This window comes from Streptomyces sp. NPDC102283 (genome assembly GCF_044766265.1).
Taxonomy (GTDB): domain Bacteria; phylum Actinomycetota; class Actinomycetes; order Streptomycetales; family Streptomycetaceae; genus Streptomyces.
This window is the reverse complement of the sequence record NZ_JBIWLQ010000003.1, coordinates 41,481-53,451: the sequence shown is the minus strand read 5'-3', so window position 1 is coordinate 53,451 and position 11,971 is coordinate 41,481. Positions and strand designations below refer to the sequence as shown.

At 70.8% G+C, this 11,971-nt stretch carries 14 protein-coding genes; 9 read left to right on the top strand and 5 right to left on the bottom strand.

The genetic code is table 11. From position 1 onward, the window contains the following. Positions 1-12: 12 nt before the first annotated feature. Entirely contained in the window at positions 13-624 is a 612-nt protein-coding gene (locus ACIRJT_RS07040) for a TetR family transcriptional regulator (RefSeq protein WP_403906547.1), read from the top strand. On the opposite strand, the gene ACIRJT_RS07035 is transcribed toward ACIRJT_RS07040, so the two are convergent. The 3 genes from ACIRJT_RS07035 to ACIRJT_RS07025 all read right to left on the bottom strand — a co-directional run bounded on the left by ACIRJT_RS07035 (position 590) and on the right by ACIRJT_RS07025 (position 2,511). Beyond that, positions 590-1,291, bottom strand: coding sequence for a 4'-phosphopantetheinyl transferase family protein (locus tag ACIRJT_RS07035; RefSeq protein WP_403905609.1), 702 nt, complete (start codon positions 1,289-1,291; stop codon positions 590-592). The genes ACIRJT_RS07040 and ACIRJT_RS07035 overlap by 35 nt on opposite strands. A 10-nt stretch (positions 1,292-1,301) precedes the next feature. Beyond that, positions 1,302-1,553, bottom strand: coding sequence for an acetyl xylan esterase (locus ACIRJT_RS07030; protein WP_097968491.1), 252 nt, complete (start codon positions 1,551-1,553; stop codon positions 1,302-1,304). A 100-nt stretch (positions 1,554-1,653) separates the two neighbouring features. Beyond that, entirely contained in the window at positions 1,654-2,511 is an 858-nt protein-coding gene (locus ACIRJT_RS07025; protein WP_403905607.1) for a hypothetical protein, read from the bottom strand. Positions 2,512-2,941: 430 nt separating this feature from the next. On the opposite strand from ACIRJT_RS07025, the gene ACIRJT_RS07020 reads away from it, so the two are divergent. The 8 genes from ACIRJT_RS07020 (at position 2,942) to ACIRJT_RS06985 (ending at position 10,095) form a co-directional block, all read left to right on the top strand. Next, the gene (locus tag ACIRJT_RS07020; RefSeq protein ID WP_403905604.1) at positions 2,942-4,030 is read left to right on the top strand and encodes a phytanoyl-CoA dioxygenase family protein; all 1,089 of its coding nucleotides are present in this window, start codon (positions 2,942-2,944) and stop codon (positions 4,028-4,030) included. Next, positions 4,012-5,322, top strand: coding sequence for a DUF6271 family protein (locus ACIRJT_RS07015; protein ID WP_403905602.1), 1,311 nt, complete (start codon positions 4,012-4,014; stop codon positions 5,320-5,322). Before ACIRJT_RS07020 ends, ACIRJT_RS07015 begins: the two co-directional genes overlap by 19 nt. Next, positions 5,319-7,115: a condensation domain-containing protein gene (locus tag ACIRJT_RS07010; RefSeq protein ID WP_403905599.1), complete on the top strand. Its 1,797-nt coding sequence runs from the start codon at positions 5,319-5,321 to the stop codon at positions 7,113-7,115. Before ACIRJT_RS07015 ends, ACIRJT_RS07010 begins: the two co-directional genes overlap by 4 nt. Position 7,116: 1 nt before the next feature. Then, positions 7,117-8,394 (top strand): MFS transporter, encoded by a 1,278-nt coding sequence (locus ACIRJT_RS07005; RefSeq protein ID WP_403905596.1) that lies wholly within the window; start codon positions 7,117-7,119, stop codon positions 8,392-8,394. Positions 8,395-8,470: 76 nt separating this feature from the next. Continuing rightward, positions 8,471-8,683 (top strand): hypothetical protein, encoded by a 213-nt coding sequence (locus ACIRJT_RS07000; protein ID WP_403905594.1) that lies wholly within the window; start codon positions 8,471-8,473, stop codon positions 8,681-8,683. 64 nt (positions 8,684-8,747) lie between these two features. Next, positions 8,748-9,251, top strand: a complete 504-nt coding sequence (locus ACIRJT_RS06995; RefSeq protein WP_403905591.1) for an Imm50 family immunity protein — start codon at positions 8,748-8,750, stop codon at positions 9,249-9,251. Next, on the top strand, positions 9,248-9,655 hold the full coding sequence (locus ACIRJT_RS06990) for an Imm50 family immunity protein (protein WP_403905590.1): 408 nt from the start codon (positions 9,248-9,250) through the stop codon (positions 9,653-9,655). The genes ACIRJT_RS06995 and ACIRJT_RS06990 overlap by 4 nt, the downstream gene beginning before the upstream one ends. 47 nt (positions 9,656-9,702) lie before the next feature. Beyond that, a complete protein-coding gene (locus tag ACIRJT_RS06985; protein ID WP_403905588.1) occupies positions 9,703-10,095 on the top strand; it encodes a hypothetical protein in 393 nt (130 codons plus the stop codon). Between the two features lie 17 nt (positions 10,096-10,112). On the opposite strand, the gene ACIRJT_RS06980 is transcribed toward ACIRJT_RS06985, so the two are convergent. Further along, positions 10,113-10,346, bottom strand: coding sequence for a ferredoxin (locus tag ACIRJT_RS06980; protein WP_215104186.1), 234 nt, complete (start codon positions 10,344-10,346; stop codon positions 10,113-10,115). Next, positions 10,346-11,815: an aldehyde dehydrogenase gene (locus ACIRJT_RS06975; protein ID WP_403905586.1), complete on the bottom strand. Its 1,470-nt coding sequence runs from the start codon at positions 11,813-11,815 to the stop codon at positions 10,346-10,348. The genes ACIRJT_RS06980 and ACIRJT_RS06975 overlap by 1 nt, the downstream gene beginning before the upstream one ends. Between the last annotated feature and the right edge of the window lie 156 nt (positions 11,816-11,971).

The window sequence follows — 11,971 nt, the reverse complement described above, 5'->3', positions numbered from 1 at the left end:
ATCGGGGACAGCATGACCGCGGACGCCAGACCGGCAGCGCCTGCGCTGACCGAGCGCCAGGAGGCCCGTCGCCGCCGCATCCTGCACGCCAGCGCCCAGCTGGCCAGCCGGGGCGGGTTCGAGGCGGTGCAGATGCGGGAGGTGGCCGAGGCCGCCGGGGTCGCGCTGGGCACCCTCTACCGCTACTTCCCGTCCAAGATCCATCTACTGGTCGCGACCATGCAGGACCAGCTCCAGCGTCTGCACACCACGCTCCGCAAACGCCCGCCGGCCGGCGACGACGCGGCCCAGCGGGTGGCCGAGACGCTGATGCGCGCCTTCCGCGCCCTGCAGCGCGAACCACACCTCGCGGACGCCATGGTCCGCGCCCTCACCTTCGCGGACCGGGGCGTGAGCCCCGAGGTGGACACCGTCTCCCGGCTCACCACGGCGATCATCCTGGACGCGATGGGCCTGGAGCACCCGACCCCGGAGCAGCTCTCCGCGGTCCGGGTCATCGAGCACACCTGGCACTCGGCGCTGATCACGTGGCTGTCGGGCAGGGCCTCGATCGCCCAGGTGAAGATCGACATCGAGACGGTCTGCCGTCTCATCGACCTGACGGCGGAGCCGGGCCGGGGCTGAGGAGCGCCCCGTCGGCGGGGCGGGCCGCCGACGCGTCGACGCCCGCGAGTGCCGCCACGGCCGCACGGCGGAGGTCCGTCCACTCGGTCAGCCGCGCGTCGTCCCGCCCGGCCTCGAACCCGGCCTTGAACAGCGCCTCCCGCCGGACCCACAACCGCAGCAGCGCAGGGCCGGGGTCCGGCTCGGCGCGGGCGGCGTCCACCTCGTCCCCGGGCAGCAGCCGCCGCAGTACGGGCAGGGATCCCGGCCGGCGCGTCAGGGGTTCCACGTCGATGCCGACCGGGCCGGGTCCGACCGCCGCCGCGGCGAGTCCGTCGGCGTGGCTGTAGCTCGCCCCCAGGCAGGGATGGTCCGGGAGATACGGCCGACCGTGCCCGTCCCGCCCGCACCCGGGGCAGCGCTGGGCCGGGACCACCGCGTCCGGCGGCAGCCCGGTGACGCGGGAGGCGCACAGCCGCAGCAGCAGCCGGGCCGCCACCACGTCGTCGCGCCGGCCCGGCACCCGGATCCCCGCGAGCCGCCGCCGCTCCCACGGGGCGAGGAGGCGCTCGTCGAGCTCCGGGTGCGCCAGCACCTCCGCGGTGGTGGCCACCAGAGCGAAGGTGCCGGCGGCCACCGGTGCCACGGTGGCCGCACCCGGCTCACGGGGCGGCGGGAGAGGGGTCACCGGCCCGTGTTCACCCGGCCGACGCCTCCGCCAGGTCGGCGGAGGCCAGGAAGCGCTCCTTGACGCGGGCGAGGGTGCGGAAGTCGTCGATGGTGACCTCCTGCAGATCGATGCTGCTGCCCGAGATCTCCTCCAGGAGGTCGATGAACTCCAGGAAGTCCATCGAGTCGATGAGCCGGGCCTCGATGAGGTCCTCCTCGACGCCGATCGGGCCGTCGAGGCCGGGGTTCTTCTCGTTGAGCCACGCTACGACACGTTCCATGGGAGAAATCGCTCCTCTTTGTTCTGTTCGGGTGACGGCCGGTGGTCGGCCGGTGGTCGGGCAGTGGTCGGGCAGTGGTCGGGCAGGGCTGAAGATCGGATCAGGAACCGGCGGCGCGGAGCCGCTCCAGGGCCCGCTCGGCGGTGCCGTGCGTGAGGACCATCGCGTGCACCCAGCGCTCCATGCCGAAGGCGACGCAGGAGCTGTACGCGGGACCGTGGGAGCCGGCCCGGATACCGAGTCGCTCGCCGAAGAAGTTGCGGTGCCGGTTGACGGAGGCGATGGCCGTGCCGTCGGGGGCGCTGTACTCGTACTTCACCGGGTCCAGCGCCATCAGGCGGGCCCGCGATCCCCCGTTGTCGTAGAACGGGTCGTCGGCCGCCGCCCGGGTCAGGGTCAGGCCGAGCAGTCCGGCGGCCTCCTGGATGAACTCACCGCCGCGTTCCTGGTGTTCGGCGGCTCCGTCCTTGGTGCCGAGGTAGACCACCTCACGCATGTGGAACCCCCACAGACGGCGCAGGCCGTCGTAGTGGGTCTCGTTGCGGAAGCAGCGGCCGACCGCCGAGAGCCGCAGCCCTTCCTCGCCGACGTCCTCGCCCTCCAGGGAGAGCAGCAGCCCGTAGCAGGTCGCGGACGGCAGCACATGACCGGTCGGATGCAGCGGCAGGTCCTGGGGCGAGCCGCCGGAGGCCAGTCCTTCGAGCGCGTCCGGGCCGAACCGCCCTGCGGAGACGCCGAGATGGGGAAAGTTGCGGAAGAAGTCGAGCCGCGCCAGTCCGTCGACGGACAGCAGGGGCGGCCCCACGACCTCGGGTGCGGCGAGCCGCGCGGCGAGGCCGGTCAGCAGTTCGTCCAGGCCCCGCAGCAGTGCGGTGCGGACCGGGTCCAGCGTGATCAGGCCGGCACCGGGACTCTTCAGCGTGATGCCCGGCAGGGCCGTGATGCTGGATGTGTTCATGAAACCGCGTCCTTCTCGGTGTGGGCCGGCAATCGGGACACCCCTCGGGCGTACGGACCACATCGCCGTGGCGCAGGCGTCCCCGAACAGGTCCGTGACCGACCGGAGCAAGGGCAGAAGAGCGGGGTGACACCCCGCCACGAACCCGACCGCGCCCTTGGACATTAGGCCTGCCGCTCGCCTGTTGTCTAGACCAAAAATACCGAACGCCGGGTATCGATTACGTGGCCGTCGGGCGCGAGACGGTATCCCATATCCCCATATGTGGATGGCACTTGACAGTCCGGGCGGTCTGGACCAATCCTGCTGACCGACGTGGTCACGGCTCCTCCCACCACGGCACTGCCATCCGCCCCGCCGTCCGCGGCGACCCCGCTCCCCCGGGGTCGCCGCACGGCCGGTCGAGGAGAAGGGACCTGCCATCAACCCCATGACGACACCCACCGCCCGCCGTCGACCCCGCCTGCACCGCGCGGCGTCGGACATCCCGTACTTCAGCGCCGACGGCGAGGCCTACCTCGCGCAGACCGCTCTGCGGGAGCTCGACAAGTCGCGCCCGCTGCGGGTGCTGTCCGAGGAGGACTTCGCCCACTGGCAGACGTACGGCTACGTCATCGTCCGGGAAGCGGTACCGGCCCCGGTGGCGCGTCAACTGCTGGACTTCACGTGGGATTTCCAGGGCCTGGACCCGGAACGGCCGGAGAGCTGGTACGAGGACCGGCCGCTGCGCTCCGAGCTGGACCAGCAACTGCACATCTACGGCTTCGTGGAGGCCTACCACCACCAGCTCCTCTGGGACAACCGGCAGTCGCAGCGGGTGTACGACGCCTTCGTCGACGTATGGGACTGCGAGGAGCTGTGGGTCACCCTGGACCGGCTCAACCTCAACCCGCCGAACCGGGGCAACCGTGACCGCGCCCTGATCGAGGCGACGGACCGGGGCTTCGACATCGAGCTCCACTGGGACATCGACACCACGCTCGCCGTCCCGCCGCAGCGGGTGCAGGGCATCATCGCGCTCAACGACACCCGGCCGGAGACGGGCGGCTTCCAGTGCTGCCCGGAGCTGTTCCGGCAGTTCGACACCTGGAAGACCGGCCAGCCCGGGGACCGGGACCCGCTGCGCCCCACCATCGACCGGGACGAACTGCCCGTCGTACGACCGGATCTGCGCCCCGGCGACCTGCTCATCTGGAACGGTCTGCTGGCCCACGGAGTGGCGCGCAACCTCTCCGAGAACGGGGTGCGGGCCGTGCAGTACCTGTCGATGATGCCCGCGCTGGAGGAGCACGAGCGGCTGCGCAAGTCCCGCGTGGAATCCTGGCGCCACCTGCGCACCCCGCGCTGGAACCGCACCCTGGTCGGCGACCCGGTGCTGCCCGAGTCCAAGCGCTACCCGACGGCCGAGCTGAACCCTCTGGGCAGCCGACTGCTGGGGCTCGCCTCGTGGCAGGACCCGGTCGAGGACACCGCACCCGCCGCGCAGAGCGGGGAGCCTTCGTGCGCCGCGTCTGCCTGACCCTGCCCACCCACCGGGCCTGCCCCGACACCATCACGGCGGTGGGCGCGGAAGCGGCTTACGGAGCACGGCGGTTCGGCGTCGAGATACATCTGCTGATCCTGGACTCGTCCTCCCCGCCGGTGCTCGCCGAGCACCGGCGGGCGGTGGCCGCGCTGCCCGCGTCCGCCGGGGTGACCGTCCACCACCTCGACGAGGACGGGCAGCGGGCCTTCCTGCGCACGGTGATCGACCGGGCCGGCGGAGCCCGGACGGACCGGCTGCTGGAACTGATGCTGCCGTCCCGCGTCTCCTACGGCGCCTGCACCAACCGGGCGTTCCTCATCGCCCAGGCCCTCGGCTGCACGTCCGTCCACCGCAGGGACTCCGACAGCCGCTACCAGCACCTCGACGGCGAACCGGTCTTCCCTCTCCACCAGGAACTCACCTACCTGGGTCAACGTGCCGATGACGTACGCGAGTCGGCGACCCGGAGCAAGCTGCCGCCGGGTACCGGGGACCTGCGGGTGACGTTGGCCGGCGGCTCCTTCGTGGGAGAGATGTCGGTGGACGTCGCGGAGATCCGCGACCTCGACCCGGACACGTACCGCGAACTGATCGGCCTGTCGATCCCCGAGGGATACCCGGAGCTCTGGCGCAAGCACCTGATCGACGAGTCCTTCCGGGGCGCCGGGGACACCGCGTTCGACGGCGACCGCACCACACTCGCCCCCGTCAGCCCGATGCGCGTGGACATGTGCAACATCGCGCTCGACCACGAGGTCTACCGCCGCGTCCCCCTGCCGCCCGCCACCGACACCATCGGCAGCGACTACTTCCTGATCCACCTCCTCCACGACGCCCGGATGCCCGGCATCCAGCACAACCGGCACATCGTCAACTTCCACACGGCGGAGCGGCGTACGGACGCAGGGTTCCTCGCATACCAGCTGCGTTTCGTGAAGTTCCTGCTGTCCAAGGCGTATCTCAACACCGTGTACGCGAGGACGGCGGCGGCGGGTGACGCGCTGCTCGACGCCGAAGGCCACATCCGGGCCGGTGAGATCGCCGGGTTCGTCCGGGACAGCACCGACCTGGACCGGGCGTCGAGCGCCCACCGCCTCGATGTCCTCGACGACGCCTACCGGCGGCTCGGCGACCGCTACAAGACGGTCGCCGACCTCCTCGTCGAACGCCGCTCCCGACTCCTGGACGAGGCCCGCGACGACATGGCCGACTTCGCTCTCCTGATGGACCGCTGGGAGGCGTTGACTCGTGCGAGCGCGGACGCGGGCCCGGCCGTGACCCGATGATCTCCGCCGTCGGCAAGGACACCATGCACCCGCACCCCCCGCACACCTCCACGGTCACCGTCGCCTACGCGGGCGGTGAGGAGCGCCGCGGCCCCCTCACGATGGGCCAGGCCAACATGATCCGCTGCATCCTGCGGGACGACCCCACCCACATCAACATCCACGATGTGTGGCCCGTCCCCGAGGGCACCACCTCGGAGGCCGTCACCGACGCCTTGCGCGCCTTGGCCGGGCGCCACGAGGGGCTGCGCACCACCTTCCCGCACCCGCCGGGGGCCGCGCCGGTCGACCAGCTCGTGTCGGCGCAGGGCACGTTCACGGTGACCGTCCTCGACCACGCCGAATTCCCCGCCGATCCGGCGGGGTACGCGGAGTCGGTGGCGCGGGCCGCCCGGGCCGGGCGCTTCGCCCTGGATCGGGAGTTCCCGCTGCGGATCACCCTGCTCACCGTGGCCGGAGCGCCGGTCCACGTCGCGCTGGCGTTCAGCCACGCGGTGGCGGACGGCAGCGCGATGGCCATCCTGCGCGAGGAGTTCGCCGAGCTGCTGGCGGGCAAGGAACTGCCGGGGCTCACTTCCCTGCCCCCGGTCGACCTGGCCTCCGTGGAGGCGTCCCCGGCCGGGCTGCGGAAGTCGGAGGCCTCCCTGCGGTACTGGGAGCGGATCATCCGCACCGGGCCGCAGGAGATGTTCGCGGAGCCGCGCGGCAGGAGGCCGGGGACCGACGAGGAGGCCCGGCAGCTGACGCTCCGCTCCCGCCGGGGCGGCCGGGCGCTCGCCGGGGCGGCCCGCCGCACCGGGCACCCCGAGGCCACCGTGCTGATGGCCGCCTGGTGCGCCCTGGTGGCCCACCGGGCGGGCCAGGACAGCTGTGTCACCGCCGTCCCGAGCGCCAACCGGTTCCACCCCCGGGTCGCCCGTTCGGTGACCACCACGTCCCAGGACGCGCTGCTCCACCTGGACGTCCGGGTGCCCGCCTTCGACGCCCTGGTCGCCCGAACCTGGGGGGCGGTGCTCAATGCCTACCGGCACAGCCAGTTCGACGCCGTACGGCTGTGGGAGATGATCGACCGGGTCACCGCCGAGCGCGGCAGCCACTTCGGCCGGGACGTGGTGTTCAACGATGTGAGCGCCCTGCCCGCCCCGCTCCTGGGCACCGACACGCAGGACCGCGACGACGCCGAGCACGAGCTGACCTGGGGGCCGTCCCAGACGCTGCCGACCCGGCTGCTCGCCTTCACGTACCGGACAGCGCCCCAGCTGCACATCTCCCTGTGGGCCGCCCCCACGCTCTTCACCCCCGAGGAGGCGGAGGGGTTTCTCTCCGGACTGGTCCTGCTCCTGGAGGCGGCCGCCGCCGGGGACGTGCCGATGGAGGCGCTGTCCGAGGTGACGGGAGTCCTTCCCTCCGAGCGCGGGCCCACTTGGCTGCGCGTGGACGGCTGCTGGGTCTCGCCCGCCGCCGTGCGCGAGACCCTCGGCCGGGCGACGGGCGGACTGCCGGTGCGGGTGGCCGAGGAGCTCCGACCGGACGGGGCAGCGGACGGCACCGAAGAGGGGGTGGCCGGCGCGGAACCGCACCTCACGGCGTACGTCGCCCGCGGTGACACCTCGTTGACGCCCGAGGAAGCCCACCGGGCGCTGACCGCCCTCATCCCGGCCGCCGGTTCGGGGGTCCTGGCACCCCACCGCTACGTGCTCGTCGAGAACCCGCCCACCGAGCCGGACCGGAGCGACGCATGGCGTCGACTGAAGATCATCGAGGAAGGGACCGGCAGAAGCCGGCAGGTGTGACATGAGCGTTGACGACACGACCCTCCCGAAGCAGCCGGACACGCTGCCCAGTCCCTGGCGGTCGACCCGGTTCCAGCTGTTCTTCACGGCCCGCAGCGCGTCGCTGCTGGCCGACGGCATGCTGATGGTCTCCCTGACCACGGCGGTGCTGGGGGCGGGCCACGGGGCGAGCGGTGTCGGCTACGCGCTGGCCGCGTGGATGACCCCGATCGTCCTGCTGGTGCTGTTCGGCGGGGTGCTGGCCGACCGGTTCACCCCGCAGCTGATGATGATCTGCGCCGACCTGGTGCGGATGCTCGCCATGATCACCCTGGCCGCGCTGCTCTTCTCCTCCGACCGCGTCCCGCTGTGGCAGATCATGGCGCTGATGGCGCTCAGCGGCGCCGCGACCGCGATGTTCCAGCCCGGTATGGCGAGCATGGTCCCCCAGGTCGCGGAGGACATCCAGAAGGCCAACGCGCTGCTGCGCATATCCGAGGCCCTCAGCACGCTGCTGGGCCCCGGCCTGGCGGGCATCCTCGTCGCGTACTGGCAGGTCTCGGGCTCGTACCTGGTCATCGCGGCGGCGTACGCGCTCAGCGCGCTGGTCCTGCTGCCCCTGCGGAAACTGCACACGGAACGCGACGAGGGCGACGCCCCGATGTGGCGCAGGCTCGCGACGGGCTGGCAGGAGTTCCGGTCCCGCCAGTGGCTGTGGGGCGTCATCGCGGTCTGGTCCGTCTACGGCCTGTTCGTGTTCGGCCCCGCGCTGCCGCTGGGCGCGGCGCTGATGATCGAGCAGCACGGGGCGAGCGGATACGGCTGGATCGCCTCGGCGGACGGCGCCGGGACGATCATCGGCGGCCTGATCGGCATGCGGGTCCGCCCGAGGCGCCCGCTGGTGGCCGGCGCCCTGGCCATGCTCTGCTTCGCCCTCAACCCCCTGGCACCGGCCCTGGAATGGTCCTTCGCGGCCACGGCGATCGCCCACGTGATCGCGGGTTACGGCTTCGCGTTCTGGGGCGTGATGTGGGCGACCAGCGTCCAGTCGCACATCCCGCTGACGGTCCTGAGCCGCGTCTCGGCGTACGACGTGGCGGGCTCCATCATGGTCATCCCGCTCGGCCGCGCACTGGCGGGCCCGGCGGCGGACGCGTTCGGCGCGAACGAGGTGCTGATCTTCTCGTCGGTGATGTCGTTCGCCCTGCTGGCGGTGATGCTGAGCGTCCCGGCGATCCGCGCGCTGCGCCGCGCGCCGGAGGGCGTGCTGAGCAAGCCACAGGCCGAACCGGCGGTCTGAGTCGTTCCACCGGGGTACGGCGTACCGGTCAGACCCGCATGGCCGGTACGTTCTCAATCTGCTCACCGCGTGGGATATGGGCAGATCGATCGGCCAGCCCTTGGGTGCCTTCTACGATGACGACCTTCTCACGGCAGCACTGACAAGACGATCACCGGTCTGGCGCTCGAATCCACAATGGGCGGCAGACCTGAAGGAAATCATCTCCCTGCTCGAAGACATCTCGCCGAATATCCGGAAGGATGTTCAAAAGTTCTTCCTGGAGGCAGGCGCGAGGGCCAAGAATTGAATACGCCCGCAAGCCTTGCAGGCCAGAATGAACGTAGCCTCGCCACGGTGGAGGAACGCCCGCATTGGCCCCTCATTGGATCGACCTGGTAAGAAACTCAGACGTCCTCGGCACCCTGTACTCCGATGTCCCCCCGCTGGAGCCGGTGCGCCTGAGGTCCTTCCGACTCGACTGGCGAGGACCCACCCTGACGCTGCGGGTCGACCTCCCCGCCTACCCGGCCCCGGACCGCGTACCGCCCGAGTGGTCGGAGCTCGGCCACGACACTCTGCAGCTTCATGTGCAGTTCCCGGCCGTGGACGATCTGACCGTGCGGGGATGGATCCCGACCGCCCCCGTCGGTGTCAGCCTCGCCGCACTGGCTTACCGAAGGATCCTCGTTCGCATCGCCGAAGCCGGCTTCGAGCTCTCCTTCACCTCCAGTGATTCCCTGACCATCGGCCACATCAGTGCTTTTCGCGTGACCGAAACCGGGTCGGACGAGGTTACTCATACCTTCGCGCGCCCCCTCGACACACGCCTGTTCACCTCACTCCCCGGAACACATGAGAGCAGCTTCTTTCTATGAGCGCGTCTGATTGGGCTCGCCTTCTCGACGACCCGCAATCCATCCGGAACTTGTACGACGAAGAGCCGGACCTCGACCGGTGCGACCTGTTCCACGTGCTGGCGGACGAACGAGGAGCCAGCATCACACTGGGGTTCCGGACCGCACACACCCCCGCGCGCATCAGGCCCGAGTGGGAAGGGAAGGAGTACAACTCCTTCACCTTCTATCTCGTCTTTTCCCAGGTTCAAGAACTCGCCGTCCGGGGGTGGGCGGCTCCGGCATGCAAGACGGTGGCCATCCAGCGCGACCCCGACGAGAAGCTGTCGGTCGCCATCACGTCGGAAGAGGCGTCCCTCCTTTTTCGCGCCCGTTCCGTCGTCCTGTCCGCAGCGCGCGTGGGATTGGTGTCGTCATCCGTGTAACCGGTGCCGGACACGGCCCTTCACCATCGGTCTGGCATGCCTGCGGTTTGGAGCTTGCTCACGCCGAAGTGCCCGCCACGGCACTTTCCGCGACCGAGGCCATTCGCATGGTCGCGGGCTTCGACGTGGAACCGACCCTGACGATCGATGCGGCGACGCCCGATGCCCTGAAGCGGCTCGATCTTCAGTGGCACGACAAGGCGTGGCCCGTGCTCGCCGACGCAGGGTCCGGAGCATTCCTCATTCTGCCGCCAGGAGGCGGTGGCGCTGCCGTGGGCTGGGTTCCCGTGAAGGACATCGCGCCCCCTGGCCTGCCGTCACGCATTGCTTCGGCGACCGGGACTCCCGAGTTTGTGGTGTTGTCCGCAGATGGGACGCACCTGTGTGCCGTAGCGGAGGAAGAGTACGAGTACTGGATCATTGTGCGTCCACTCGGCTGAGCCGGCCCGGCCGTCCCTCACTCCTCCGGCGGGAACACCACCTCCCCCGACCCCGCCAGCGTCAGCGTGATCGCCTCCACCGGGCAGCCCTCCGCCGCCGCGAGGACCTGCTCGCCCGCGTCCCGGTCCTCCTCGGTCGGGTGGGACTGGCGGGCCGAGTCCAGGTGGAAGGCGTCTCCCGCGTGGCTGACGCACATGCCGGAGCCGATGCAGACGGAGCGGTCGACCTCCACGTGCCAGCGGTCGCCCATCACGCCTCCCGGTAGCCGGCGGGCAGGTGGATCATCTTGTGCTCGAAGAACTCGCCGTAGCCCTCGGGGCCGAACTCGCGGCCCAGGCCGGAGTTCTTGTAGCCGCCGAAGGGGCCGAGCATGTCGAGGCTGAAGGTGTTCACGCTGTAGGTGCCCGTGCGGACCCGGCGGGCCACGTCGATGCCGCGTTCCGTGTCCGCCGTCCAGACGCTGCCGCTGAGGCCGTACGGGGAGTCGTCGGCGATGCGGACGGCCTCGGCCTCGTCCTCGTACGGGATCAGGCAGATCACCGGGCCGAAGATCTCCTCGCGGGCGATGCGCATGGAGTTGTCCACCGAGCCGAAGAGAGTGGGTTCGACGTACCAGCCTCGTTCCTGGGCGGCTGGGCGGTTGCCGCCGGTGAGGATCTTGGCGCCCTCCTCCTGGCCCAGTTTGATGTAGTCGAGGGAGCGTTGCTGCTGGCGTCGGGCCACCAGCGGGCCCAGTTCCGTCGTCGGGTCCAGGGGGTCGCCCACGCGCAGGGCTCCGGCCGCCGCCGCGAAGGCTTCCGCTATCTCGTCGTAGCGGGAGTTCGGGGCGAGGATGCGCGTCTGTGCCACGCACGCCTGGCCGTTGATCATCCAGGCGAAGGGGACGATGCCCGCCACCGCCGCCTCCAGGTCGGCGTCGGGGAGGATGATCGCCGCCGACTTACCGCCCAGCTCCAGGGTGACGCGGGTGAGGTTGCGGGAGGCCACCTCCATGACGCGGCGGCCGGCCGCCACCGAGCCGGTGAAGGAGACCTTGTCGACGTCCCGGTGGCCCACCAGGTATTCGCTGACCTCCCGGTCGGCCGGGAGGATGGAGAGGACCCCGGGCGGCAGGCCCGCCTCCGCGGCTATCTCCGCCAGGAGGTAGGCGTCCAGGGGGGTTTCCGGTGAGACCTTCAGGACCGCCGTGCAGCCCGCCAGCAGTGCCGGGGCCAGCTTGGCGGCGGCCGTGAACTGCGGGACGTTCCACGGGACGACCGCGGCGACCACGCCGACCGGTTCGCGGCGGACCAGGAGGGGGCCGAGGACGCCGTCGCGTCGTTCCTCGTACGGGAAGTCGCGCGCCACCGTGATCGCCGAGTCCCAGACCATCATCGCGGCCAGCGCCTGCACCATGACGCTCGAACTGTACGGGGTGCCGTTCTGGGCGCTGATCAGGCGCGCGAACTCCTCGTGGCGTACGGCGAAGGCGTCCTTGATCCGGGTGATCACCGCGATCCGCTCGTCCAGGCCCATCCTCGGCCAGGGGCCCTCGTCGAAGGCGCGGCGGGCGGCGGCGACCGCCCGGTCCACGTCGCCCTCGGAGGCGTGCGGCACGCGGCCGATGACCTGTTCGGTGTGCGGGGAGATCACCTCGATGACCTCGGTGCCGAGCGGATCGGTGAACTCCCCACCGATGAACAGTTGTCCGTGCTCCACAAGCTCCGTAAGTTCCGCCATGGCCGTTGCCTCCCGCGAACCCGTGCACCCGTAACTGACTGTTCGTCAGAACTGATACCAGTTCCTGTTCCAGGAGTCCACGGCGCGGACCGACCCGCACACCAAGCATTTGGTAGACCTGGGCTACCACTGGAACAAGTTCTCGTTACAGTGGGC

Excerpts from the sequence above, each read along its gene's own strand:
- ACIRJT_RS07040 (WP_403906547.1), top strand. The coding sequence starts at position 13 with ATGACCGCGGACGCCAGACCGGCAGCGCCTGCGCTGACCGAGCGCCAG.
- ACIRJT_RS07030 (WP_097968491.1), bottom strand. The coding sequence starts at position 1,553 with ATGGAACGTGTCGTAGCGTGGCTCAACGAGAAGAACCCCGGCCTCGAC.
- ACIRJT_RS07025 (WP_403905607.1), bottom strand. The coding sequence starts at position 2,511 with ATGAACACATCCAGCATCACGGCCCTGCCGGGCATCACGCTGAAGAGT.
- ACIRJT_RS07020 (WP_403905604.1), top strand. The coding sequence starts at position 2,942 with ATGACGACACCCACCGCCCGCCGTCGACCCCGCCTGCACCGCGCGGCG.
- ACIRJT_RS07010 (WP_403905599.1), top strand. The coding sequence starts at position 5,319 with ATGATCTCCGCCGTCGGCAAGGACACCATGCACCCGCACCCCCCGCAC.
- ACIRJT_RS07005 (WP_403905596.1), top strand. The coding sequence starts at position 7,117 with ATGAGCGTTGACGACACGACCCTCCCGAAGCAGCCGGACACGCTGCCC.
- ACIRJT_RS07000 (WP_403905594.1), top strand. The coding sequence starts at position 8,471 with ATGGGCAGATCGATCGGCCAGCCCTTGGGTGCCTTCTACGATGACGAC.
- ACIRJT_RS06990 (WP_403905590.1), top strand. The coding sequence starts at position 9,248 with ATGAGCGCGTCTGATTGGGCTCGCCTTCTCGACGACCCGCAATCCATC.
- ACIRJT_RS06980 (WP_215104186.1), bottom strand. The coding sequence starts at position 10,346 with ATGGGCGACCGCTGGCACGTGGAGGTCGACCGCTCCGTCTGCATCGGC.
- ACIRJT_RS06975 (WP_403905586.1), bottom strand. The coding sequence starts at position 11,815 with ATGGCGGAACTTACGGAGCTTGTGGAGCACGGACAACTGTTCATCGGT.